This is a genomic window from Halomonas sp. HMF6819 (assembly GCF_044335525.1).
Taxonomy (GTDB): domain Bacteria; phylum Pseudomonadota; class Gammaproteobacteria; order Pseudomonadales; family Halomonadaceae; genus Vreelandella.
Window position 1 is genome coordinate 285533 of record NZ_JBIQVY010000002.1, and the last position, 25015, is coordinate 310547.

Annotated in this window: 23 protein-coding genes; 9 read left to right on the plus strand and 14 right to left on the minus strand. The window is 60.2% G+C overall.

Annotated features, from left to right (window positions below):
- Nucleotides 1–88: 88 nt before the first annotated feature.
- The 4 genes from ACGLWX_RS07305 to ACGLWX_RS07320 are packed head-to-tail and all read left to right on the plus strand — an operon-like array spanning nt 89 to nt 4141.
- Nucleotides 89–1054, plus strand: coding sequence for a sialic acid TRAP transporter substrate-binding protein SiaP (locus tag ACGLWX_RS07305; RefSeq protein WP_396238592.1), 966 nt, complete (start codon nt 89–91; stop codon nt 1052–1054).
- Complete coding sequence (locus ACGLWX_RS07310; RefSeq protein WP_396238594.1) at nt 1054–1644, plus strand: TRAP transporter small permease; 591 nt, start codon at nt 1054–1056, stop codon at nt 1642–1644. Before ACGLWX_RS07305 ends, ACGLWX_RS07310 begins: the two co-directional genes overlap by 1 nt.
- Nucleotides 1641–2912, plus strand: a complete 1272-nt coding sequence (locus ACGLWX_RS07315; RefSeq protein WP_396238596.1) for a TRAP transporter large permease — start codon at nt 1641–1643, stop codon at nt 2910–2912. The genes ACGLWX_RS07310 and ACGLWX_RS07315 overlap by 4 nt, the downstream gene beginning before the upstream one ends.
- 14 nt (nt 2913–2926) lie before the next feature.
- Nucleotides 2927–4141, plus strand: coding sequence for a mandelate racemase/muconate lactonizing enzyme family protein (locus ACGLWX_RS07320; RefSeq protein WP_396238598.1), 1215 nt, complete (start codon nt 2927–2929; stop codon nt 4139–4141).
- A gap of 131 nt (nt 4142–4272) precedes the next feature.
- Here the strand turns inward: ACGLWX_RS07320 and ACGLWX_RS07325 are convergent, their stop codons facing one another.
- A complete protein-coding gene (locus ACGLWX_RS07325; RefSeq protein WP_396238600.1) occupies nt 4273–5736 on the minus strand; it encodes a PQQ-dependent sugar dehydrogenase in 1464 nt (487 codons plus the stop codon).
- Entirely contained in the window at nt 5736–6164 is a 429-nt protein-coding gene (locus ACGLWX_RS07330; protein WP_396238602.1) for a DUF2231 domain-containing protein, read from the minus strand. Before ACGLWX_RS07330 ends, ACGLWX_RS07325 begins: the two co-directional genes overlap by 1 nt.
- 475 nt (nt 6165–6639) lie before the next feature.
- On the opposite strand from ACGLWX_RS07330, the gene ACGLWX_RS07335 reads away from it, so the two are divergent.
- The 4 genes from ACGLWX_RS07335 to ACGLWX_RS07350 all read left to right on the plus strand — a co-directional run bounded on the left by ACGLWX_RS07335 (nt 6640) and on the right by ACGLWX_RS07350 (nt 11641).
- Nucleotides 6640–7362, plus strand: a complete 723-nt coding sequence (locus ACGLWX_RS07335) for an MIP/aquaporin family protein (RefSeq protein WP_252106422.1) — start codon at nt 6640–6642, stop codon at nt 7360–7362.
- A gap of 54 nt (nt 7363–7416) precedes the next feature.
- On the plus strand, nt 7417–8922 hold the full coding sequence (gene glpK, locus ACGLWX_RS07340; RefSeq protein WP_396238604.1) for a glycerol kinase GlpK: 1506 nt from the start codon (nt 7417–7419) through the stop codon (nt 8920–8922).
- Nucleotides 8923–9046: 124 nt separating this feature from the next.
- Nucleotides 9047–9790: an ion transporter gene (locus tag ACGLWX_RS07345; RefSeq protein ID WP_252106424.1), complete on the plus strand. Its 744-nt coding sequence runs from the start codon at nt 9047–9049 to the stop codon at nt 9788–9790.
- 195 nt (nt 9791–9985) lie between these two features.
- On the plus strand, nt 9986–11641 hold the full coding sequence (locus tag ACGLWX_RS07350) for an FMN-binding glutamate synthase family protein (protein ID WP_396238606.1): 1656 nt from the start codon (nt 9986–9988) through the stop codon (nt 11639–11641).
- Between the two features lie 40 nt (nt 11642–11681).
- Here ACGLWX_RS07350 and msrQ read toward each other — a convergent pair whose 3' ends face one another.
- The 5 genes from msrQ to ACGLWX_RS07375 all read right to left on the minus strand — a co-directional run bounded on the left by msrQ (nt 11682) and on the right by ACGLWX_RS07375 (nt 16659).
- Nucleotides 11682–12305, minus strand: coding sequence for a protein-methionine-sulfoxide reductase heme-binding subunit MsrQ (gene msrQ / locus ACGLWX_RS07355; RefSeq protein ID WP_396238608.1), 624 nt, complete (start codon nt 12303–12305; stop codon nt 11682–11684).
- Between the two features lie 27 nt (nt 12306–12332).
- On the minus strand, nt 12333–13349 hold the full coding sequence (gene msrP, locus ACGLWX_RS07360) for a protein-methionine-sulfoxide reductase catalytic subunit MsrP (RefSeq protein ID WP_252106427.1): 1017 nt from the start codon (nt 13347–13349) through the stop codon (nt 12333–12335).
- A 154-nt stretch (nt 13350–13503) separates the two neighbouring features.
- Nucleotides 13504–15570: an FUSC family protein gene (locus ACGLWX_RS07365; RefSeq protein ID WP_396238610.1), complete on the minus strand. Its 2067-nt coding sequence runs from the start codon at nt 15568–15570 to the stop codon at nt 13504–13506.
- 4 nt (nt 15571–15574) lie between these two features.
- Nucleotides 15575–16441, minus strand: coding sequence for an efflux RND transporter periplasmic adaptor subunit (locus ACGLWX_RS07370; protein ID WP_396238612.1), 867 nt, complete (start codon nt 16439–16441; stop codon nt 15575–15577).
- The gene (locus tag ACGLWX_RS07375) at nt 16441–16659 is read right to left on the minus strand and encodes a DUF1656 domain-containing protein (protein ID WP_252106430.1); all 219 of its coding nucleotides are present in this window, start codon (nt 16657–16659) and stop codon (nt 16441–16443) included. The genes ACGLWX_RS07370 and ACGLWX_RS07375 overlap by 1 nt, the downstream gene beginning before the upstream one ends.
- Before the next feature lie 261 nt (nt 16660–16920).
- Here ACGLWX_RS07375 and ACGLWX_RS07380 point away from each other — a divergent pair, with 261 nt between their 5' ends.
- Nucleotides 16921–18657, plus strand: coding sequence for a mechanosensitive ion channel family protein (locus ACGLWX_RS07380; RefSeq protein WP_396238614.1), 1737 nt, complete (start codon nt 16921–16923; stop codon nt 18655–18657).
- 71 nt (nt 18658–18728) lie between these two features.
- On the opposite strand, the gene ACGLWX_RS07385 is transcribed toward ACGLWX_RS07380, so the two are convergent.
- The 7 genes from ACGLWX_RS07385 to ACGLWX_RS07415 form a co-directional block, all read right to left on the minus strand.
- Entirely contained in the window at nt 18729–19328 is a 600-nt protein-coding gene (locus ACGLWX_RS07385) for a nitroreductase family protein (protein ID WP_252106432.1), read from the minus strand.
- A 157-nt stretch (nt 19329–19485) separates the two neighbouring features.
- Entirely contained in the window at nt 19486–20145 is a 660-nt protein-coding gene (locus tag ACGLWX_RS07390; protein WP_252106433.1) for a GntR family transcriptional regulator, read from the minus strand.
- A 177-nt stretch (nt 20146–20322) separates the two neighbouring features.
- Nucleotides 20323–21672, minus strand: a complete 1350-nt coding sequence (locus tag ACGLWX_RS07395; protein ID WP_252106434.1) for a TRAP transporter large permease — start codon at nt 21670–21672, stop codon at nt 20323–20325.
- A gap of 137 nt (nt 21673–21809) precedes the next feature.
- On the minus strand, nt 21810–22301 hold the full coding sequence (locus ACGLWX_RS07400) for a TRAP transporter small permease (RefSeq protein WP_396238616.1): 492 nt from the start codon (nt 22299–22301) through the stop codon (nt 21810–21812).
- Nucleotides 22298–23284, minus strand: coding sequence for a C4-dicarboxylate TRAP transporter substrate-binding protein (locus ACGLWX_RS07405; protein WP_396238618.1), 987 nt, complete (start codon nt 23282–23284; stop codon nt 22298–22300). Before ACGLWX_RS07405 ends, ACGLWX_RS07400 begins: the two co-directional genes overlap by 4 nt.
- 103 nt (nt 23285–23387) lie before the next feature.
- Nucleotides 23388–24185, minus strand: coding sequence for a carbon-nitrogen hydrolase family protein (locus tag ACGLWX_RS07410; RefSeq protein ID WP_252106437.1), 798 nt, complete (start codon nt 24183–24185; stop codon nt 23388–23390).
- Nucleotides 24185–24928: an HpcH/HpaI aldolase/citrate lyase family protein gene (locus ACGLWX_RS07415; protein ID WP_252106438.1), complete on the minus strand. Its 744-nt coding sequence runs from the start codon at nt 24926–24928 to the stop codon at nt 24185–24187. Before ACGLWX_RS07415 ends, ACGLWX_RS07410 begins: the two co-directional genes overlap by 1 nt.
- Nucleotides 24929–25015: the final 87 nt, after the last annotated feature.

A 25015-nucleotide genomic window follows, 5' to 3' on the forward strand; every position in this document is an offset into this window, starting at 1 on the left:
TTATAGGTATCGATGATAAACAAATTGCCGGGGTCCGTCATTTTACGTGTACTGGAGGCTGGTTGTTCGTCTTAACAAGGAGATAACAATGCGTGTACGCCAACCTCTCACCGCACTGGCCCTGTCGCTTTCGCTGGTGTCGGCCGCCCAGGCCAACGACTTCGTGTTTGGTCATATCTACGAGGCAAGCCATAGCCATCACAAATGGGCGCAGTGGGCCGCCGAGGAGATCGAAAAGCGCAGTGAAGGCCGCCACACTGTCGAGGTATTTCCCTCGTCGCAGCTGGGTAATGAAGTCGAACTCAACGAAGGGCTGGACTTGGGTGTCGTCGACATCATCTATACCGGCAATGCCTTTGCCGGCAATGCCTACCCACCGATTGCGCTCGGTAGCGCCCCCTTCGTGTTCAGGGATTTCGATCACTGGCTCGCTTACGCGAACAGCGGTCTTTTCCAGGAGCTCGCCCAGGGCTATGAAGACACCACCGGCCACGTGCCGCTGGGGTTGATCTACTTCGGTCAGCGTCACGTAACGGCCAACGAGCCCAAGCTGACGCCGGAAGACATGCAAGGCATGAAAATTCGCGTGCCCGATGCGCCGCTTTTGCTGATGTTCCCGCGCGCCGTGGGCGCCAACCCCACGCCGATCGCCTTCTCGGAAGTCTATCTGGCGCTTCAGCAGGGCGTGGTCGATGGCCAGGAGAACCCGCTGCCGATCATCCAGGCCATGAAGTTCGATGAGGTGCAGTCGGATATTTCGCTGACCGGTCACATCTTCGATAGCCAGCCGATCATCATGAGTGGCGATGCCTGGTCGCAGCTGTCTGAAGAAGATCAAACCATGTTCCGGGACGTTTTCCGGGAAGCGGGTGAGCAGGGCAGCCTGGATATCCAGCAGCAGGAGCAGGCACTGGTGTCCTGGTTCGAGGAGAACGGCACTCGTGTTCACGAGGTGGACCGCGCCCCCTTCGCCGAACTCGTGCGCCCTTACCTCACCGCCGATGACGTGGGCTGGAGCGCTGAGCAGCTCGAGCGCCTGGAGGCGATCGAGTAATGAACGATGATCAGGGCCGCCATCACGACCCGGCGGCACGCCATGACGCTTTTGGCCGCGAATCCGCGGCCGATCATGGCGCTCAACGCGCGCTAGACCCCGCGCCGAGCGTTTCCGCTATTGAACCTGCCCCGCCCAGGTGGGTGTTCGAGGATCACGTGGCGTTGGGCGTGCTGATGTTGCTGGGCGGGGTCGTGTTCGCCCAGTTTCTATCGCGCTACGTCTTCAACCACTCGATCGGCTGGACCGAGGAGGGCGCTCGCATGCTGCTGGTGCTTTTGGTCTTTATCGGCGCCGCCGGGGCGGCATCGAGGCGCGGGCATATCTACGTGGAAATTCTCGAGCTCGTGCTGCCCGAGCGTGGCAAGCGCTGGCTGAAAGGCTTCAACAACCTGCTGAGCGCGGTCTTTTTCGCCTACGTGGCCTGGCTTGCCTGGCAGGTGGGCCAGCGGGTCTGGAACTCCAGTATGAGCACGCTGCCGATCTCCAAGGGGTGGATTTACACGGTCGTGGCCGCTGCCCTTTTGATGATGGCGTATCGGCTCGCGCGCCAGGGCATCGGCCACTGGCGGGGAGGAGCGCCGTCATGATCATTCTGCTTTTCGCAGCGCTTGGCGTGCTGCTGCTGATCGGCGCGCCGGTGGCAGTGGCGCTGGCCGGGTCGTCGCTGATTTACCTGCTGGCTGCCGACCGGATTCCGGACATAGTGCTGATCCAGCGCATGGTGGGTGGGGTGGACAGCTTTCCGCTGCTGGCGGTGCCGTTTTTTATCCTCGCCGGCAACCTGATGAACGTGTGCGGGGTGACCGAGCGTATCTTCAATTTCGCCGATTCCATGGTGGGTTGGATGCGCGGTGGGCTTGGCCACGTCAACGTGGGCGCCTCGGTCATTTTCGCCGGCATGTCGGGCGCTGCGATCGCCGATGCCGGCGGGCTCGGGGCGGTCGAGATCAAGGCGATGCGGGAAAAAGGCTATGACGTCGATTTCGCCGTGGGCATCACCGGCGCCTCCTCGACGGTCGGGCCGATCATCCCGCCGTCGCTGCCGCTGGTGGTATACGGCGTGGTGGCCGGCGCCTCGATCGGCCAGCTGTTCGTTGCCGGTATCGTGCCGGGGCTTCTGATCGCGGGGCTTTTGATGCTGATGGTCGCGGTGATCTCGCATCGGCGCGGCTACCCGGTCGGTGAGCGCTTCTCGGTAAGGCGGCTGGTCTCAAGCTTCATTCACGCGGCGCTGTCGCTGCTGATTCCAGTGATCATCGTGGGCGGTATCGTGCTGGGCATCTTCACGCCCACCGAAAGCGCGATTGCTGCGGTGGCCTACGTGCTGGTGCTGGCCACGCTCGTTTACCGCAGCGCCGGCTGGCGCCAGATCATCACCGTTTTCCGGGAAACCATCGAAATGACGTCGGTGGTGCTATTGATCGTCGCGGCGTCCTCGATATTCGCCTGGATCCTCACTCGTGAAGGCGTGCCGACGGCCTTTGCCGGGGCCGTCATGGCGGTGGCCGACAACCCGATTTTGATTCTGATTCTGATCAATCTGATTTTGCTGGTGGTGGGCTGCTTCATGGAGACCGTAGCCGCGATCACGATCCTGACGCCGGTGCTCTTGCCGCTGGCCGTGCAGGCCGGTGTCGACCCGGTGCAGTTCGGCATCATCATGGTGCTCAATTTAATGATCGGGCTTTTGACGCCGCCGGTGGGGCTGGTGCTGTTCGTACTGGCGCGGGTGGCGGATATCTCGTTTCCCCGCGCGGTGCGTGCCACCGTGCCGTTCATTGCCGCCCTGCTGGTATCGCTGGTGCTGATCACCTTCATTCCGGCGCTCACGCTCTGGCTGCCAAGCCTCATCTAATTCGGAGTTTTCGCATGACTTCATCTCTCCATGGCGCCCGAAGCAGCGCCACTATCAATGGCGCCCAAAGCAGCGCCACCACCGTGTCGGATGCGCGGATCGAGTCGATCGATATGGTGCCCATCGGTAGCTTCCTGCCGGCCGACGGCGGCTACGGCAGCGCGCGTGAAATCGGCCACGCGCGTATGGCAACGCTGGTCTTCGTACGCTTCGCCTCGGGCATCGTGGGTATCGGTGAATGCTACGGGCCGCCGAAAACCACGCTTGCCTACCTCGATATTCTGCGCGAGGCCTACGTCGGCCAGAGTGCCTTCGATCACCGGGTGATCTGGCGGCGCATGACCAACGTGCTTTATCACGTGCGCGCCCAGAGCCAGCTCGCCGCGGCGGTCAGCGGGCTGGATATCGCGCTGCACGACGGGATCGGCCAACTGCTGGGACTGCCGATCTACCGCCTGCTCGGCGGCGAAGAGCAGGCATCGGTCCAGGTCTACGCTTCTGGCGGCTATTTCCACGAGCCGGCCGCGCTCCCGCTGGAAGCACAGCTCGAACGCGTGGCCGGTAAGTTTGAAGGTTATAAGATCAAGATCGGCCGCGGCATCAAAAGTGATGTCGAGCGCATGAGCACCGCGCGGCGCATCCTGGGCGATGACGTGGCCATCATGGCGGACATCAACGGCGCCTACACCGCGGATATCGCGCTGGAAGCCATGGAGGCGCTCGCGCCGTATCGCCCCTACTGGATCGAAGAGCCCGTCGCCCCGGAAGACCTGCCCGGCTTCCGGCGGCTGGCCTCGCGCCGGTCGGGGCGCATCGCGGCAGGGGAGGCCTCGGTCAACGCGGTGGAGTTTCGCGAGCTGGCCGCGACCGGCGGTGTCGATGTGCTGATGCCGGATCTCAACCTGTGCGGCGGGTTCGTCGAGGCGCTGCGCATTGCGGATATGGCGCAGTTGAACGGCCTGAGGGTATCGCCTCACGTGTGGGGGAGTGCGGTGGGCATCGTGGCCGCCGCGCACTACGCCGCCGCGCTTGCGCCGCACCCGCACCCGGCACGCGATCATACCCCGACTTGGGTCGAGTTCGACGTCTCCGCCGACAACCCGCTACGCGAGGCGCTCTTGAGTGAACCGCTATGCCTGGATCACGGCCAGCTGGCGCTGCCGAAAGGGCCGGGGTTGGGGGTCGACATCGACCGCGAGCGACTCGCCGCGCTCACCATCGACGTGTAGGAAAATTGGAAAGAAAAAGGGGCGCTGACCGTCTGGCCAGCGCCCCTTTTTCGTTAACGTATCGTTTTACAGCACCGTTCTAACGAACCGTTCTGGCAACACTATTGTGATCGAACGGCCCGGTAGCGACGTTACTCCTCGGCGGTTGGTTGCTCGTCGCCAGTGTCGGTGTCGTCATTGTCAGTATCGCCATTATCGATGTCGTCGGTATCGCTGGAGGCCGGCTCGCTTGCGCTGGGTGTCTCGTTGGCCTCGGTGTTTTCCGCGTCGTTGCTGGCGGCGGTCACGACCGGGGTGTCCGGGGCGATGCGCCATACCACGTTGGTCAGGTCGTCGGCGACGATTACCGAGCCGTCCGGGGCGACGGTGACGCCGACCGGGCGGCCGCGAGCGTTGCCGTCCTCGGTCAAAAAGCCGCTGACGAAATCGATCGGATCCCCGGCGGGCTGGTCGTTCTCGAACGGAATGAAGACCACCTTGTAGCCGGCTGGGTCGGCGCGGTTCCAACTGCCGTGCTCGCCAACGAACACGCCGTCGGCGTACTCATCGCCCACCTCAGGGATGGAGAACGCCACGCCCAGCGGCGCCACGTGGGAGCTTAGGCTGTAGTCCGGAGCGATCGCGGCATCGACCTTTTCCTGATTCTGGGGCTGAACGCGCGGGTCGACGTTCTGGCCCCAGTAGCTGTAGGGCCAGCCGTAGAAGCCGCCTTCCTGCACCGTGGTGAGATAGTCTGGTACCAGGTTCGGGCCCAGCTCGTCGCGCTCGTTGACCACCACCCAGAGCTGATCGGTGCCGGGCTGGATGGCGAAGTCGGTGGGGTTTCGAAGGCCGGTGGCGTAGGGGCGGTGAGCGCCGGTCTCGGCATCGATTTCCCACACCTCGGCACGGTTGACCTCGGCGTCCATGCCGCGCTCGGTGATGTTGCTGTTCGAGCCGATGCCAACGTACAGGTACTGGCCGTCGGCGCTGGCGACCATCGCCTTGGTCCAGTGGTGGTTGATCTCGGCGGGAAGCTGCGCGATCACTTCCGGCGCGCCGTTGGCCTGGGTTTGGCCCTCTTCGTAGTCAAAGCGTACCAGCGCGTCCTGATTGGCCACGAACAGGTCATTGTCGATCAGCGCCAGGCCGTAAGGGGCGTTCAGGTCCTCGGCGAAAACGGATTGCTCATAGGTACCGTCGCCGTTGGGGCGCAAAAGCGTCAGACGATCGCCGCTTTCGACCGAAGTGTTGCCCTTGCTTTTGATCACCCCGGCGATGAAATCCTTGGGCTTGAGCTGCGGCGCGTTTCCGCCGCTGCCTTCGGCCACCAGGATATCGCCACCCGGCAGCACGATGGTCTGGCGCGGCACCAGAAGATCGGTGCCGATAGCGGAGATCGTATAGCCTTCAGGCACGGTGGGGAGTTGATCGCCCCACTCGGCGGGCTCCGGCACGGTCATGCTCGGTAACAGGCCGCGCTCGGGCTCCGGCAGCGTTGGGTTGGGGCCGTAAGGCTGCTCGACATCGGCGGCATTGACGCTAGTGGCGACCAGTAAGGCGGAAAGAGGCGCGAAATAATAGTGGGCGCGAGACTTAAGGCGAAAGGCATTCATTAGGCGACTCCAGCGGCGCGCGTGCGGGTAAATCCGAGAAAAAGAGCGACTAGGGTCAGTACGACCACGACGATCGAGAGCATCAGGCCGGCGGGCATCATCGCCCAGGCATCTTTAGCGTGAACCAGCGCGTTGATGAAGCCGAGCACCCAGCTCACCACCAATACTGCCAGATACACAAGCGATAGCCCCTTGCGCCGCTCGGCGCGAAAAACGCCGATCAGCGCGGCGAGAATCGTGAAACCGTTGAAGACCAGCCCCCCGGCGATCATCCAGGACGCGAACGTACCCCACTGGATGTGATAGCTGGTGAAGTAGGCGTAGTCGCACAGGGCGGCGCCGAGAAAAAGCGGGAGCATGCCCGCCAACAAAACGGCATGAAGCGGATGTATGCCGCCATAAGCCCTGGGGTGCGCAGTCGTCTGCATGGTGTTCCTCCTTGATGAATGACCCGGTGCGGTGCGCCGGACAAGCTCGCTCTACGGCAGGCTTTCATGGGCCCGTGTGATGACCGCCTGCTTGAGTATAGAAGACGTTTTGCCGGCGCAGACAACATTACTTCCAAACCTCCAAAGAGGATTCTGTTTAGATGAGTACATTCATGTGCTCGGATACCGCGCTGTTCGTTAATTGACACGGCGAAAGTTTTTTGCTTTCGCGTAACTTGTTATTAAAAAGCGATAATTGCTTACTCAACTAATGTCTAACGAGTTGGTAATGCTAGTGTAATCAGTGGCTTTTAGACGGTTTTAAAGTTTTTTCGGAATTTTATATTGTTTTTTATTATCGCCCCGATAGGATGCCGAAAAAGAAAACGATATTTTCGAAAAAGAACACGGGCGCCTGCTTGAACGCCAGAGTCGAGCAGGCGCATGAGCCGATAAACGCACCGGTTGGAACGCCATGCTTGGAACCATTTTTTTTCATGAAATCGCCGGAACGGCCATATTGACGCTGCTGGGCTGCGGGGTAGTGGCGAACGTGCTGTTAAACGGCACCAATGGCAAGGGAAGCGATGGTATCGTTATCTTCTTCGGCTGGGGTTTGGCCGTGTTTTGCGCGGTGTACGTCGCCTTCGATACCGGCGCGCACATCAACCCGGCGGTGACGCTGGCGCTCTTGGTGGGTCCGGCCAGCGAGTACGCGCCGAATATTCCGATCACCGCCGCCACCACGCTTGCCTACTTTAGCGCCGAGTTCATCGGCGCGTTCATCGGCGCCGTGGTGTGCTATCTGGCTTATAAAAAGCACTACGACGCCACTGACCAGGCGCCTGCGATTCTCGCCACGTTTTCGACCGGGCCGTCCATTGCCGCTTATGGGTGGAACCTGGTGACCGAGATTATCGGTACCTTCGTGCTGATCTTTGTCATTATCATGTTCGGTAACACGCCTTCGGGGCTCGGCCCGCTGGCGGTGGCACTGTTGGTGGTATCGATCGGCGCGTCATTGGGTGGGCCCACCGGCTACGCGATCAACCCCGCCCGCGATTTGGGCCCGCGTATTGCCCACGCGCTACTACCCATCAAGCACAAACAGGGCAGCAACTGGGCCTACGCTTGGGTGCCCATCGCCGGGCCCCTGATTGGCAGCACGCTTGCCGGGCTTGCCGCCCACGTCTACTAGCGCGGCTCGACGCCCGTTACCCTATTTCTTACGCCAACGTTTGAGAGACAGTTCATGAGCCAGAAAAAATACGTTCTCGCTATCGACCAGGGCACGACCAGCTCGCGGGCAATGCTATTCGATCATGAAGGCCGGGTCGCTAGCACGGCGCAGCACGAGTTCGAGCAGATCTTTACACGGCCTGGCTGGGTCGAGCACTGCCCGCGCGAGATCATGACCAGCGTACTGACCACGCTGACCGAGGTGATCAATCAAAGCGGGGTGGACGTTGCCGACATCGCCTCAATCGGCATCACCAACCAGCGTGAAACCACCGTGGTGTGGGACAAGAACACCGGCCAGCCCGTGCACAACGCCATCGTCTGGCAGTCGCGCCACTCCGCCGAAATTTGCGACGAACTGCGCGAGGCCGGCCACGCGGACATGATTCGCGAAAAAACCGGCCTGGTGATCGACGCCTACTTCTCCGCGACCAAGCTCAAGTGGATCTTCGACAACGTCGCCGGCGTCAAGGAGAAAGCCGAGCAGGGCGAGCTGCTGTTTGGCACCATCGATTCGTGGCTGATTTGGAATCTCACCGGCGGCAAGGTGCACGCCACCGACGTCAGTAACGCCTCGCGCACCATGCTGTTCAACATCCGCGAGCGCAAGTGGGACCCGGAATTGCTCGAGCTGTTCGGCGTGCCGGAATCGATGCTGCCGGAGGTGACGTCGTCGAGTGAAGTGGTGGGCCAGATTCTGCCGAAGTACCTGATGGGCCAGGAAATTCCGATCGCCGGGATCGCCGGCGATCAGAACGCGGCGCTGTTCGGTCAGGCCTGCTTTACACCGGGCATGGCCAAGAACACCTACGGCACCGGCTGCTTCACGCTGATGAATACCGGCACCACCGCCACGCCGTCGAAAAACGGCCTGCTCACCACCGTTGCCTGGGAAGTGGACGGCACTCTCGAGTACGCGCTGGAAGGTAGCGTGTTCGTGGCTGGCTCGGTCATTCAGTGGCTGCGCGACGGCCTGCGCATGCTGGGCAAGGCCTCGGACTCCGAAGCCTACGCCGTGCGCGCCAAGGATAACGATGGCGTTTACATGGTGCCGGCCTTTACCGGCCTGGGCGCGCCGTACTGGAACTCCAACGTGCGCGGCGCGATGTTCGGGCTCTCTCGCGGGACGCAAAAGGAGCACTTCATCCGCGCCGCGGTGGAGTCGCTGGCCTACCAAAGCGCCGACGTGCTTACCGCCATGCAGGCCGATGCCGATATCGCGCTGACCGAGCTCCGCGCTGACGGCGGAGCGATTGCCAACGACTTTCTTGGCCAGTTTCAGGCCGATATTCTTGGCGTCGACGTGCTGCGCTGCGAGGTCAACGAAACCACCGCGCTGGGCGCGGCGTACCTGGCGGGGCTGGCCGTCGGCTTCTGGAAATCCCGTGAGGAGATCACCGAGCAGTGGGCGCTTGAGAAGCGTTTCAGCCCTGAAATGAAAGCGGACAAGCGCGGCGCGCTCTACGCCGGCTGGAAAAAGGCGGTCAACGCCACCATGGCGTTTCACGTCGACTCCTGATCTATCGCAATAGCGCAAAAGCCTCTGGTTCACCCGGAGGCTTTTTTCGTAGGGGGCGGGCCTGTGTCAGAGCGCCCTTGGCGTAGTATCCTGACAAGCGCCGAAAGCTTAGATGAGACATCCCATGACGAGAGCCGAGCTTTACCGCCAGCTGGCGCCGGAAGCCCGCAGACAGCGAGGGCTTTCCGGCGTCAATCGGGTAATCTGCGGGCTGATCATTCTGGCGTCATTGACGGCCATTCTCGAAACCGAACCGACGCTTCGTGAGCCGGCGGCGGCGCTTTTCACTACGCTCGAGGCGCTGTTCGTCGTTCTTTTCTCTATCGAGTATCTGATTCGCCTGTACGCGGTGGGGGAGGATGCGCGCTATCGCGGCGTGACGGGGCGGCTTCGCTATATGGTGACGTTCTGGGCGCTGCTGGATCTGGTAGCGATTCTGCCGTTTTTCATTGGCTTCGTGCATCAGGACAACGCTTTTTTGCTGCGCCTTTTGCGCCTGGCGCGCATCCTACGGCTGGCGCGATTGGGGCGCTTTAGTCGCGCCTGGTCGTCGCTTTCCTGCGCGCTAAAAACGCGCGCCTATGAGCTCTGGCTAAGCGCCGGTGTGGCGGGGCTGTTGCTTTTGTTCTCGTCGGCCTGTCTTTACGTGGTGGAAGCCGACGTGCAGCCGGAGGCCTTCGGCAGCGTTCCTCGGGCGCTTTGGTGGAGCATCGCCACGCTGACCACGGTCGGCTACGGCGACGTCACCCCGATCACGCCACTTGGCAAGATCTTTGCCGGGCTGACCGCCGTGTCGGGCATCGGCCTCATCGCCATGCCCACGGGCATTCTGGCCGCGGCATTCAGCGAGGCGTTCAGGAAAAAGTAGCGCTCGTCCCGCCGCCTTGTAACGTCTGTCGCTATCGTCTTTCGCCCGCTGCTATCCAGTGCAGGGACGTCTGGTTCGCCCCTTTCCATTTGATGGATCGCCATAATTAGCTAACACTTATTCGTGTTCGCCATTTCAATCCGGCCGGTAGGGCCACCCCGCTTTGGGGCTCGTATTTACAAGGATCACGTCGTCATGTTCAAAGCTCGCGGATTGACGCGCATTGCGCCGCGTAATATCGCCTTGGCCGTGTGCCTTGCGCTGCTGGTGGTATCGCTGGTGGGCGTTTGGTATTCGTTGGCGTGGCTCGTCGGGGTGGTCGTGTTCGGCGCGCTGACGGCGCTGGGGATTCATGACCGGGTGCAAAAGCGGCGCACGGTGAGCCGCAACTACCCCATCCTTGCCCACTTTCGCTATTTCCTGGAGTCCATCGGCCCGGAGATCCGCCAGTATTTCATCCAGTCGGATCTGGATGAGCGTCCGTTCTCCCGCGAGCAGCGGGCGATGGTGTACCAGCGCTCTAAAAACGAAGGCGATAAAAAGCCCTTTGGCTCGCTGCTGCAGATGTATCACTCCGGGCACGAGTGGATCAATCACTCGGTGTTGCCGAGCAAGGTCGAAGAGAGCGACTTCCGCGTTCGGGTCGGCGGCAAGCGGTGTACCCAGCCCTATCACGCCAGCGTGCTGAACATCTCCGCCATGAGCTTCGGCTCGCTTTCCGGCCACGCCATCGAGGCGCTGAACGCCGGCGCGGCCAAGGGCGGTTTCTATCACGATACCGGTGAGGGCTCGATTTCCCGCTATCACCGCATGCACGGCGGCGACCTGGTGTGGGAGATCGCCTCGGGCTACTTCGGCTGTCGCCATGACGACGGCACCTTCAACGAAGAGCGCTTTGCCGAAAACGCCAGTATCGATCAGGTCAAGATGATCGAGATCAAGCTCTCTCAGGGCGCGAAGCCCGGCCACGGCGGTATTCTGCCGGCGGCCAAGGTGACCAAGGAGATCGCCGAGGCGCGCGAAGTGCCGATGGGTCAGGACGTGGTATCGCCCGCCGCTCACTCCGCGTTCTCGACGCCCATGGAGCTGATGGACTTCATCGGCCGGCTGCGGACGCTTTCAAACGGCAAGCCCGTTGGCTTCAAGCTGGCGATTGGCCACCCTTGGGAGTGGTTCGCGATCGTCAAGGCGATGCTCGAATCCGGTGAGCGCCCGGACTTCATCGTCGTCGACGGAGGTGAAGGCGGCACGGGAGCGGCACCGCTGGAGCTGATCAACCACATGGGCGTGCCGCTGACCGAAGCGCTCATGCTGGTACACAACAGCCTGGTGGGGGCGGGGCTTCGTGACGAGATTCGTGTCGGCGCGGCGGGCAAGGTGATGTCCGGTTTCAACATAGCCCGCACCCTGGCCCTGGGCGCCGACTGGTGCAACTCGGCTCGCGGGTTCATGTTTTCATTGGGCTGCATTCAGGCGCTCAACTGCCACTCGGACAAGTGCCCGAGCGGCGTGGCCACTCAGGACCCCCGGCGCAGCCGCCACCTGGATGTCGCCGACAAGACCGAGCGGGTCTACAACTTTCACAAGAACACTTTAAAAGCGCTGGCGGAAATGCTGGGCGCCGCGGGGCTTCACCATCCGAGCGAACTCGGCCCGCATCACATCATCCGCCGGGTATCGGACAACGAGATTCAGTCTTACGATCAGCTGTTCACGTTCTTGAAACCCAATGAGCTGCTCGAATCGACCTGCGAACACACGGTGTTCAAGAAGTACTGGGAGAGCGCCCGCTCCGACACGTTTATGCCCCCCAACGTGAGCGAGCGCCTGCCCGCGATTCACCTAGAATAAGCGCCGACGGTTCGGCGAGCGAAGTGGCTATCAGAGGGGGCTACTTCGCCGCCAGCCGCTGGCGAAACCGGGGCAGGGTTCGCGCAACCGGGGGAAGCCTCAAGGCGAGCAGCACGGCGCCGATCGCGGCATAAATTGCCCACTCGCTCATGTCCGCCCGTACCACCCAGAAAAAGTGCAGAAGAATCAGCGCCAAAATCGGGTAGGCGAGCTTGTGAAGCGTTTTCCAGCGCTTGCCCAGCTTGCGCATGGCGGCGCGGTTGGAGGTGGCCCCCAGCGCCGCCAGGCCCAGAAGTGCGAGCATGCCGACAATGATATAAGGGCGCTTAACGATTTCGGCACCGAGCAGCGCCCAGTTAAGCCCCAGAATGAACAGCGCGTAGCAACAAAGATGCAGCGTCGCGTAGGCCAGCGTCCAGAGCCCGAGCTGGCGGCGAATCAGCGCGAAGCCTTTCCAGCGAGTGAGTTTGGAAAGCGGCGTGAGAGAAAGCGTCAACAGCATCAGCCAAAGCCCGCCGATGCCGATGTTCAACAGCAAATAGCGCCCCGGCTCCGGGCCAGCGGCGTTTTGATAAACCTGAAAACCCCAGTAGATCAGCGGGGCGAGGGCCGCCAGAAAGACCGCTCCCCGCCATAGCCGCCATTTGGCTTCCTGCTTTGCCATGGTTACCTGCTTTGGTCGTCGGTAAGGTTAATAGTTAACGCTTAAATCCATGCCGGCGTAGAGCTCGGCGACTTCGTCTTCGTAGCCATTGAACATGCGCGTGTCGATGTTGTTGGGGCTGAACAGGCTGTTGGGCAGCCGGCGCTCGCTGGCCTGGCTCCAGCGCGGGTGATCGACGTTCGGATTTACGTTGGCGTAGAATCCATACTCGTTGGGGGCTAAAAGCTGCCAAGAGTTGACCGGCTGCTCCTCGACCAGCGAGATGCGAACGATCGACTTGATGCTCTTGAAGCCGTACTTCCAGGGCACCACCAGGCGCAGCGGCGCACCGTTTTGATTGGGCAGTTCCCGCCCGTACATGCCGAGCGCCAGAATCGTCAGCGGGTGCATAGCTTCGTCCAGGCGAAGCCCTTCGACGTAGGGCCAGTCGATCAGCGCAAACGACGAGCGCTGGCCGGGCATCTGCTCCGGGTCGACCAGGGTCTCGAAGCGCACGTACTTGGCCTTACTGGTCGGGTCGGCGCGGCGGATCACGTCGGCAAGCGGTATGCCGAGCCAGGGAATCACCATCGACCACGCCTCGACGCAGCGAAGCCGATAGATGCGCTCCTCGAACTGCGAAGGGCTGGCAAAATCCTCGAGGGTGAAACGCCCGCCGTTATTGACCTCGCCGTCGACCACCACGCTCCAGGGCTCGGTTGAAAGGCTACCCGCGCGTTTGGACGGGTCGCTCTTGCCGGTGCCGAACTCATAGAAATTGTTGTAGCCGCTGGCGTCCTCGAACGGCGCCAGCGTGTCCTTGTCCGGGTCCGCCGGCGTCACCGCGCGCCACTGGGTCTGATCGATCTTCTCACTGAGCCAGGCCGGCGCATCGCCGCTCGGCACGTCGGTGTACGCTTCGCTTGCCTTCACGCGCCCGGAAAGCGCAAGGCCCGCGCCGACGCCGGCCACGCCGCCCAGAAAGCGCCGCCGGCTCAGGTAGACGGATTCGGGCGTCACGTCGGATTCGTGCAGGTCACCGGGTTTGGCGATTTTGATCAGCATGGTGCTCTCCCTGACGCAGGCCTCGAGGCGAAGTGCCGGCGGGCGCGTTCAATTCAGTTTTTATGCTTAGGGCCGCTTTGTCTAACCTTTTTGGCCGCTCACTTGGATGAGCGGCCTGGCTAAAAGTTCGTTGAACGCCTCAACGTCGAACCTCTCACGCTTGGCTTTTAGCGTCGGCCGGGGCGTCTTTCGAGCGATCCGCCGGGGCCGCCATGGTCTCGGCCAGGCGGTCGAGCGAAAGCGACAGCCGCTCGATGAGCCCGGTCAATAGCGCCAGCCGCGCCGGGCTATCGTCGGTGTGCTCTTCCAGGGCGGCCTTTAGATCCTGGCCTGCTGCCTCGAGGCTTTCGAACGTGTGGCCCCGGGCGCTTTGCTCGAAGCCCTGGGCCAGCGCCTTGAGCAGCGCCTGGTGGGCGCTTTGAATGGCCGGATGCTCGGCGCTGTCGAAGCGGTGGCGAAGGCGCAAAATGGCGGTGCCGATATCGAGCCCGGTCAGGCCCAGTGCAAAGAGGTGACGCTGCTCCTGAGGCAACACGTCGTCGTGCTGGGCGAGCTGCAAAAGGCGGTCTGCCATGTGGCCACTGAAACGGGTTTCGCCTTGGGTGATCGAACGCCGCCGCAAGCCGTGAATATCCCGGGAGATGGCGCGAATCAAACGCCGCCTTCGAAGGCTGGTGCCAAGCCCCGGCAGCAGGCGAAACGCGGTGACCACCGTGGTCAAGCCAATGATCGCCGCCACCGCGCGGTTGGCGAAGCTGTCGAAAGAGAAGTCCATGTCGTTGCCCGGCATGGTGAGCAGAATGTTGAAGATGGTGAACGCCAGGCAGTACCCCATGGTGGCCGGGTTGGCCGCGCCCAGAAGCCCTAGAAACAGCGGCGTGCCGAATACGACCGCCATCAGCGGGAAATCGTGCACCTGGGCGAGCAGCACGTGGCCGAACAAAAACGCACTGGGAATGGCGGCGAGCATCCCCTTGTAGAACATCAGGGTAATGGCCACCGGGTTGTCTCTGCTTGCAAAAAACGCTGAGAACAGCGTGCCGAGCATCATGGCGACCATGGCGCTATTCCAGGCCGTCACGATCCAGAACGTCGCAAGCCCGGCGAATACCAGCCCCGAACGCAGTCCATTAATTAAGGCCGCCAGCCGGTCGCGGTGCCAGGCCAGCGGCCCGGCCTTGAGCGTGTAGGTGCCGGGGGAGGCAATCGCCTCGCGGGCGTCGAGCATGATCATCGCGTGGCCCAGTACTTCGCGCAGCCCCAGCCGCAGGCGCCGATCCAACGGCGCAAGCGTCGGGTCGTCGCTTTCGTGCACCTGCCCCCGCAGCGCCTGCAGGTAGCGCCGCGCGCCGGCCACGCCTTGCACGTGCTCGGCGTCGGTGAACCCCTGGGCGAGCTCGCGGGCGATGGCCACGCTTTTAGGGTCCAGCCGCTCGGTATGATCGGACAACAGCTGATCCAGCGCGTGAAGGCTCGCCAAAAAGCGCAGCGTACGCCGGGTGAGCACGTGGGAGGCGCGAATGCGCCCGGGGCCTTCCGGGCCTTCGAAGCGGGCGGCCTGGCTGTCGGTTTCGAGCTGGGTCAGCGCGCCGAGGCTTTCGCGCAGCGCCTTGAGCAGCTCGTCGCGATCCTCGCTCGTTTCAAGGCGCAGCGCGGCGTGATAAAAGGCGCGATTGATGACCGTATCGGCCTGGTCGGCGAGATGTTGGCCCACCCTCGAAGGCCACAGCAGTGAGCTTACGAGGGTGGCGCAAATCGCGCCCAGGCCAAGCTCGGTCAACCGCGCGATAGCCACGTTGAAAATGCCGGCCGGGGTGCTGCCACCGGCGATCACCACGATCAGCATCGCCGTCACCGCGGCCATCAGGCAGCCATAGGTGTAGTTGTTGCGCCAAAGCGAGCCCACGTAGGTACACAGTACGATCCAGAGCGTCAGCGTCATGATCGCCGGCACCCGGGCCTGGGCGAACAGCGCCATGATGACGATACCGACCACGGCACCGATGAAGGTGCCGCCCAGCTGGCAGATGCCTTTCTCGATCACCATCCCGCTCATCGGCCGTACCTGGAGAAAGGCGGCGGAGATCAGCGCCCAGTAGGGGCGTTCGAGATCGAAGGCGAAGGCGACGTAAAGCGCCAGCATCATCGCAAGCGTGGTTTTGATGGCGAACTTCACCGCCGCGGGTTCGGGCATCAGGTAGGTTTTAACGAGCGGCGACATGGGGCTACGCGTCGTCCGGACGAATACGCACCGTGGCGGTCATGCCCACGCTCAAAAGCGTATCAGAAGGTACCTCGTCGAGCGTGATGCGTACCGGAATGCGCTGGGCCAGGCGCACCCAGTTGAAGGTGGGCGTCACCTGGGGCAGAAGCTGCGCGTTGAGCGTGGTGTTGGCATCGGCGATGCCGCGCCCGATGCCCGCCACGCGCCCGTTGAGGCGGGTATTGCCTTGCATCAGCGTGACGTCGGCGGGGTCGCCTACGCGGATCGAGGCCATTTTCGTCTCCTCGAAGTAGCCCACCACGTAGTAGGAGTCCTCGCGAATCAGCGCCATGACCGGCGTGCCGCGGCTGACGTAGTTGCCTTCGCTGAACTGTACGTTGAGCACGTGCCCGCTCGCCGGCGCCGTGACGCTGGCTCGCTCGAGATCGAGCCTGGCGGCATCGAGCGACGCCTGAGCCTGCTCCAGATCCGCCGCGGCCACTTGGGAGTTGATCTGGGCGATCTGCTGGTTCTCTTCGCTGATCGCGCGGCTGTTGCCCAGCCGGTTGCGTCGGCTTGCCTCGGCCCGGTTGAGCTCGAGGGTGGCCTGACGGTGGTTGACTTCGGCCTGGGCCTGGTCGACGGCGGCCTGATAACGCGCCTTGTCGATCTGAAACAGGGTGTCATCCTGGTCGACGTAGTCGGTGTCGCCCACGCTCAGCGTACGCACCCAGCCGGAAACGTCCGGTGCGATGGTGATGACGTCGGCGTGTACCCGGCCATCCCGGGTCCAAGGGGTATACAGGTAGTAGCGCCAAAGCCAGGTGCCGGCGGCGATGGCCAGCGCCACCATGATCAACGTAAGCAGTATGCGAAGCGAGGAGCGCATCAAAAGGTCCCTGGCAAAACGGTGAAAACGAAGGCGATCAGCGCCGTGAGAATGACGAATAGCGAGACATCGAACCAGGCTTCGAACCACAGCGCCCTGGAGGCCAGCACGACGTGTAGCAGCGTGCGTATGAGCAGGGTCAGGATAAACCCGAGCAGCGCATAAACGAGCAGTGGGCTAATATAAATCCCGCCGAAGGTGATCTCTTGAAGACCCATGATGTCCTTATTGGTACCGATGATCAGTACGTCATACGCTGCACCGAGGCGGCGTTTGACGGTAGGTAAACGATTTAGTGTAGCGGTTAACTCATGTTGTCGCGCTGATTGGACGCCGTTGCGTTAAGCTTTGCGCTCTTTCGACCGGGCCCTGGTCGATACGAGGCCGGCGCGACCGGTCGTGACTGTAAAGTGCCGCCGTTAGTTGTCGTACCCTGGCTGTCGTACTCTCGCCTGGCCGTATTATCAATGGAAATCCGAATGAAACGAAGTATGTTATGGCCCTTGCAGATGCTTTGGCTTCTCGCCCTGCTGTGTATCGGCGCAAGCTACGCCCTGGCGCAAACGTCCGGCAACGACGACGGGCTCTGGTTCTCGGTCGATGAGATCAACCCGGGGCTTGGCGAGCTTCCCGAAGACGTTTCCCGCGTGACGCCGCGAGACACGATCCGAAGCTTTCTCCATCTGACTCGTGATGAGAACTACGCCGCCGCGGCGCACATTCTCAACCTCTCCGATATCGAGCTGGGCGAGCAGCGCGAGCGCGGCGCCGAGCTTGCCATGCAGCTCTCAGAGGTGCTCAAGCGCGGCGACTGGCTCTCTACTTCCAGCCTGCCTGCCCGGCAGGATGCGGTGATCGAAAGCTCCCCCGGCGAAAACCCGATGGCCGGTAAGCCGCGCCGGGATATCGAGATCTCGGCGCTTGAAGCCGGTGGCGAAACCTATGACATCCGGCTGGGGCGCTACCACGTCGAGGATGAGGAGCCCGTCTGGCTGATCATGCCCGAAAGCGTGGCCTCCATTTCGATCCTCTACGACGCTTTCGGCCCCTCCTGGGTCGAAGAGCAGCTCCCCGAGCGCTTTAAGGTGTCGCTGGGCCCGCTCATGGTCTGGGAGTGGATCGCCATTCCGCTGTTTCTGCTGCTGATCGCCGCGCTTGGCTGGGTCGTCAACAAGGTCGTCGTGTGGTTGGCGCACGTGCTGCCCGCGGGCGGCATCAGCATTTTCGTGACGCGCATCAAGCTGCCCGTGTCGCTGCTGGTGATGGCGTTCATCACCCGCACGATGCTGGACTACGTGGTGTCGTTTTCCGCCATGGCCACGACCACGTTTCGGGTGCTGCTGGTCATGGTGATCGCCTGGAGCCTGGGCTCCATTGCGCTGCGCCTGGTCGATACCATTTTGCTCAACATGGCGCGTAAGCTCGTGGGCGAAATCGACGACACCAAATCCCGCGACGAACGCCGCTTTCTCACCTCGCTCTACGCCACGCGCCGAGCGATCATTTTGTTCACCGTCGTGGGCGTGTCGCTCTACGTACTGAGCCAGATCCAGCTGTTCGAGACCCTCGGGCTTTCCATTCTGGCCTCCGCCAGCGTGCTGGCGGTGCTGGTGGGTATCGCGGGGCAGGCGGTGCTGGGCAACATTCTCTCCTCGTTCCAGCTCTCCTTGGCCAAGCCCATCCGGGTGGGCGATCTGGTCATGTTCGAGGGGCAGTGGAGCTACGTCGAAGGGATCTTCTACACCTACATTCGCCTGCGGGTCTGGGACGAGCGGCGCCTGATCGTACCGGTGACCTACTTCGTCTCCAAACCCTTCGAGAACCTATCGGTTAAAAGCTCCAAGCTCTATCGCTACGTGGAACTGACGCTGCATATCAGCGCCAACATCAATACGTTGCGCAAAAAGTTCATGGAGTACGCCGAGCAGCAGGAGCACGTGGTCGAGAACCACCGCTTGATGTGCGCGGTCACGGCGCAAAACGGCTCGCAGCAAACCCTGACCTGCTACTTCGTCACCTCCGAGCCGCTTCTGGGCTGGTACACCGAGGTCGAGCTCAGGGAGAAGATGCTGACCTTCATCCGTGATCATCATCCCGAATGGTGGCCGCGCGACATCATGGTGGTTAGCCGCGAGGACATCGCCAAGGGCGAGGGCGCCAAGATGCAGAAGACCATCATGGCCACCTCCGAGCCCAAGCCGGAAAGCGACGACTGACCGGCGGCCATGCAAAAGCCCCGCGGCGAACGCCGGCGGGGCTTTTTTGGGTCTTCAGGTCGCGTCAGTGCTTAGGAGAAAACGCGAAAACGCTCGCTGTCGTCCATGAAGGTTTTCTCGCCGAATTCGCCTTCGTGGGAGCCAAACGGCATCTGCGCGCGAAGTTTCCAAGTGGCAGGCAGGTTCCACTCCTTGGCCACCGCCTCGTCGATGATCGGGTTGTAGTGCTGCAGGCTCGCGCCGATGTTGGCCTGGGCCAGCGCGGTCCACACCGCGAACTGCGCAATGCCGCTGGCCTGATCGGACCATACCGGGAAGTTATCGGCGTAGAGCGGAAACTTCTCCTGCAGGTTTCTGACCACGTCCTGCTCTTCGAAAAACAGCACCGTGCCGGCGCCCGCGGCGAAGCCGTTCACTTTCTTTTCAGTGGCATCGAAGGACTCTGGCGGTACCATTTCACGAAGCGTGTCCATCACGATTTCCCAGAACCGGTCATGTTGCTCGTTAAACAGAATGACGGCGCGTGAGCTTTGCGAATTGAACGACGTGGGGGCAAGCTTCACCGCCTGTTGAATCAGTTTGGACGCCTCGTCCTGACTCAGCGAAATGTCCTTGCCAATCGCGTACTGGCTGCGACGAGTTTCGAAAACGCTAATGGCGGGATTGGTCATGCGAACTCTCCTTGTAGGTTGAGGATGGGGGCTGCACCCCCAGGATGGGCGTAATTTAGATCATCGCGGTTTCGTAATCCATGTAGAAAAGTCAGCGTTACGGATGAATAAAATTATTGGGTCCGTCAACGCAGCACAGTAGAGAGGAGGATATAAGCTATTTGGGTAAGCGGGAGATGACGCCTTCGACAGGAAGGAGGTGTTTTTCCAGCAAAGAGGCTACTTCATCTGTATCGTGATTGGCGAGGGCGGCGATAATCTTTTGGTGCTGTTCGGTTACAACGCTTAGCCGGTCGGGACGTATCGACAGCGCTGTATAGGCAACACGCATTTTCCTTTCTTGTATCGATTTATACACATCTGATATAACAGGATTACCGATGGCATCCACCATGGCGCCATGAAACCCGCTGTCGTTAATGATATGTTCGTAAAAATCGATATCGTGAGTGTCTACTATCATCGCTTCATGGTAGGTGTACATAGCGGGCGGAACATCGATCTTTTCCTTGCATATCCTCATTGCAGCGTGAATCTCGATTAGTCGCCGCGTCTCATAGATATCGATAATTTCCTGGCCGGTAATTTGGCGTACGCGTGCGCCCTTGCGCGGTATCAAGTCGATAAAGCGTTCGGCCTCTAAGCGCGAGAATGCTTCACGCACGGGGGTTCTTGAGACACCTAACTCATCGGTGACTTCTTCTTCTTCTATGAACTCTCCACCTAATATATCGCTTTTAATAATCTTGTTGCGGATGTGAAAGTAAACCTTCTCTTTTATAGAGGGGGGATTTCGTTTGGCTTTTTTTCTGTCCATTTAAAAACCTGAAAGATAACGATTGAATGACATTGGCGTGCTTTTTCCATTGTAACAGGGTTTGATAACGCCATTTATGCTTGCTCCTTTCCAAAGAGTTGTAAGTTTTAAATTCACGACAGGAGGTCACCGGAAAACCCCGGCTTCTTTATCAAGAGTGCCGGGAGCTTTTCTGTTTCAGGAGGCGCCGGAAAGGCTGGGTAGAAGAGTGACGATTCCGGGTACAAGAATCAACAGAGCCACAACGACGAAGTCGGCGATGATGAAGGGGAAAACCCCTTTGAACGCATCGCTGATGGGAATTTCCTTGACCGTACCCGAGTAAACAAAGACATTCATCCCCACGGGCGGCGTGACGAGCGCCATCTCGGCGACTTTAACGATGATCACCCCCAGCCAGATACCGTCGAAACCATAGCTGGTCAGTATGGGGTGCAAAATGGGGCCCGCAATGAGAATCATCGAAATGCCATCCAAAAACATGCCCAAAGGCAGTAGTAAAAGTAGGCAGATGATGAGGACGCCGTAGGGGGGGAGATCGGCGGATACCACCCAATTGACCAGCGAGGTGGATGCGCCAGACAGCGCAAGGAAATAAGTAAATACGCCAGCACCGGTCAGTAGCAAAAACGTCATGGCCGTTAGGCCGATGGTCTCGCTCAATGGCTCTTTGATGGCGCTAAAGAGATTGGCAAATTTGACGCGAATGGCAAAGATGATTAGCGCCGCCAAGGCACCGAAAGACGCAGCCTCTGTCGGGGTGGCTATACCTAGGTAAATGGTACCGATCGAGACCATAAAGATGATGAATAGATATGCTCCACCCATGATATCGAGTGCCGATTTTGGGGTGGCCGCGTTGGCCTTCGTAGAGGGCGTGTTCGAGGCAGCGTGAGTATGATCCGAGCGGCGTTCAAAAAACAGTACCAGCACCACGATAGTTGATGCGTAAGCAGCAATGGTCAAAAGGCCCGGGCCAATACCGGCGAGAAGCAGTTGGCCGATAGACTCTTCGGTGATGATGCCGTAAAGCACTAACACGATTGAGGGCGGAATCAGCACCCCCAGCGTGCCGCCTGCGCATACTACCCCGGCAGCCAAGCGGATATGATGTCCGGCCTGGGTAATTGCGTCGGTAGAGACCCGCGCCAAGGTGGCAACTGTCGCCACGCTCGATCCGGTGACCGCGGCAAATAGGCCGGAGCCCGCCAGCGACGAGAGAGCGGCACCGCCGGGGAATTTGGCGAGTAGGCGCGAGGCGATATCGAAGCCGGCTTGTGCCAATCCTGCGCGTACCGCTAAAACGCCCATCAAAATAAAAAGCGGAATGATGACCAGGGAGTAGTTGAACGAAGTGGTGTAGGGCGCGTTAGTGACGGCGGAAATGGCGGCATCCGTGGTTCTTAGCACCATGACACCAATAAGCCCCGATAGCATCAGCGACAAGCCGACATGAAAGCGTATCGCGAGCAGGCAAAGAAACGTCACGAGTACAAGCACGAGCGCCATTATACTGTCTGGAGACATGTTCGTTATCCTGTAGAATCTATATTATAGTTTGCTCACCGGGAGTTTTTTCACGCAGGACTTTTTACCCGTGTGGTTGATCAGTGCGGTTGAGCGAGTGTCGATAAATTCTTGGCGCGTGCTTAAAAAGTTACGCCTTATTGTTCCCGCTGCTTACTTTTGAGTTCTTCAATGCTCGATAGTAGGGCCACGACGAAATAGAACGAAAAAGACCCAAATACAACCAGTTTGGCTGGCCAAGTGGGCAGCCTTAAAATGCCGTTAGTCGTTTCTTGACGATCGATCGAGGATAAAAGAACGTTAAAAAGCCCCCAGGCAACGATCACGAAAAGACCAAGCAGCAGAATTATTCGAACCGCGCAGAGCACTTTTCGTGAGCCAAAAGGGAGCTTCTCTTCTATGAGGTTAACGGCCACGTGGCGGCCATCGATTTCCGCAGAGGCCAAGCCTAAAAAGGCAATGGTGACTAGCAGCAGGGTCGAGATTTCCACGGTGCCTAAAATAGAAGCGCCCAGTACGTTTCGTGAGACCACATCGGCGACCGTTAGTAGAATCACACCAAGCAGGAGCAGGCCGGCCGCCATACTCAGCGATGACGCTATTTTGCGAGTAACGTGGGAGGTTTTCATCTCGCTCTCTCCAGGCAGCTTAACAGGGGATCCGCATAAGAGGTCTCGCGCTCTTCCTCATCGATGATACGCCGATAGTCTTCGAGCACGGACTGGGCGTCGTAGCTCCTGCGCGCGTAACGGTCGATCCAGTTCGACGCTATGTCGACCTGCTCGCTCCAGCGCTCGATATCCGCATCGGCAAACTCAGAGAGTACGGCGTTGGACGCTAGAAGGTCGTTGCACGCGACTTCGCCGGCGGCGTCCATCTCCTTGAGGCCGACATCGATGCTCTGCGCGGACGCCTGTTCGATCGCCTCTTGATACGCCTGCGGCATCGACTCGAAGAGCTCGACGTTCATGATCACGATGGAGCTTGCGAAAGTGCCGATTCCTGGGTTGACCAAGTAGGGCGTCGCCTCGGACAGACTGAAGGCCGGCAGGTTGGCTGCGGCAATGGCGGAGTACCCGTCGATGATGCCCCGTTCCATCGACTCGTAGATATCGTTGGCGGTCATGGCTACCGGGTTTACGTTAGCGGTTAACAGAACTTCCGACGTGAGGCCTCCCGACCTGATAGAGCGTCCGCGCAAGTCCGCCGGGCTATCGGCGGGCTCGTTCAGGCCGAGCACGACGGCGCCAAGCGGCAGGGGAAAAAGCAGCTTGGCCCCCTGACGGTCGAAATCCTCTCTAAAGGTGGTGTTCTCGTTGTAAAGGCGCTCTATGGCCGTCATTTGCGCTTTGGGGTTCTGGGTTTCGAATGGCAACTCGGTGACGGTGTACATCGGCAGGTCCGAGGCGGCGTACATCGAACCTACCTGGGCCAGATCGGTACGTCCGTCGAGAGTCGCTTGAAGTGCCGAATCGGCGCCAATGAGGCTTTGGCTATAGTGAAATTCGACCTGTACCTTGCCATCGGTCAGGCGCTCTATCTCCTCGGCCCAGCGCTGCACAGTTTTCGACTGATCGGAATTGGCGCTGGAGTAGGTGCTGTAATGAAGCACGTAGTCGGCACTCTTCTGAGTGCAGCCGGCGAGTGAGCCGGCCATAAGAACCGAGAGTGTGGTTAAAACCGCTTTTGTAGTTGTAGTCTGAAAGGCCATGGGTTTACTCCATTGCCGAGACTTTGAAACGGCGTAGTTCGAGGGCGGGGTTAACGGCTCTTACGTTACTCAGCCGCTCGGCAGTCAGCTCGGCCACCCCGACGCCTTCCGCCTCGCCTAGTGCACTCAACGCAATACCCATCGGGTCGATAATGGCGCTGTGACCCGAGCCTGTCGGCGCACACTGATCCGCCGCCAACACATAGATCGTATTCTCGATAGCGCGCGCACGAATGAGAGTGTTCCAGTGGTACTCCTTGAGCGGCCCAGGAATCCACTCGGCGGGTAGTGCCACCACGTTGGCGCCCTGGTCGACCAGTGACCGAGTGGTTTCCGGGAAGCGAAGGTCGTAGCAAGTGTGCATACCCACGGTGTAGCCGTCTATTTCAAACAGCGAGCCATTATTGGGTGCTGCGGCGTTGACCCGGTCCGATTCACGATATCCAAAGGCATCGTAAAGGTGCACTTTGCGGTACACGGCCTGGATCTCGCCCTGATCCATTGCCACAAGAGTATTGTGGATACGCCCATCACCTGCCGTTTCGTTGATACCGGCCACCACCGCGATTCCTAGCTCTTGAGACAGTTTGATGAGCTGTGTGAGACTCGGCCCGTCCAGCGACTCGGCGTTATCGACGAAACGATCATCCATTTTGGGAACGGTGTAGATGGCGTATTCGGGCAGGATAGCAAGCCGAACGCGTTGACTCTTCGCTTGGCGAAGTAGCTTCTCGATCGTCGCGAGGTTTTCGGCCTTGTCTTCGGTCGGCGCGTATTGAATGACGGCAGAAATCAGTGACATTAGCGGGTTTCCTCTTCCATCTTTTTAAAATCGGTCAGTGCCTGGCTAAAGCCACTCAACAGCGCACCATATTGCATGGTCAGCACGATGGTCGCGGCTTTTTCCTCAATGGCTACTTGGCGCTCGGCTTCGCTCCAGGCCGGGAGTATCCAGGGCTTGTTGGCTTTGCAGGCGGCTCTCGCCAAATGGCGAATATCGTTCAGGTCGCCTTCGCTCACGCTATAGGCGCCGCGGCCCCGACGCATGCTCAGATCGGATGGGCCAATGAAAATACCGTCGACACACTCGAGGGCAAGGATCTCTTCAACGCTGTCAAAGGCGCTGCCATCCTCGATCATGGGGAAGCACTGGTACTCACGATCCTGGGTGGCCAGCCAATCATCGGAAAAGCCGCGATAGCCGGAAACCCGACCGCCAGCAAAGCTTCTGTCACCCAGCGGAGGGAATTTCGCATAGCCGCAGATCTGTTGGGCGTGCTCGGCGGACTCGATATGCGGTATGGCCACGCCGTTAGCTCCGAAATCGAGTGCCTGTTGAATCGGCCCGCGCTCGGGGCCCAACACTTTGACGATCACGCGCATGCCGCGGGCGCGGATAGAAGGAATGAGCCAATCCAGCGCCGCCAAATCGAACAAACCGTGCTCGACGTCCAGCACGATAGTGTCGTACCCGGCCAGCTGTGCAATTTCTACCGCCGCCGTTGAAGGTTCTGTCAGCCAAATGCTCAAACTTGGTTTACTCATCGCTTTACCTCGATTGCTATTTCATGGTTTATTTGTGTATACATGAAGTATAAATAAAATATACATATAGTTTAGTCAATAGAAGTT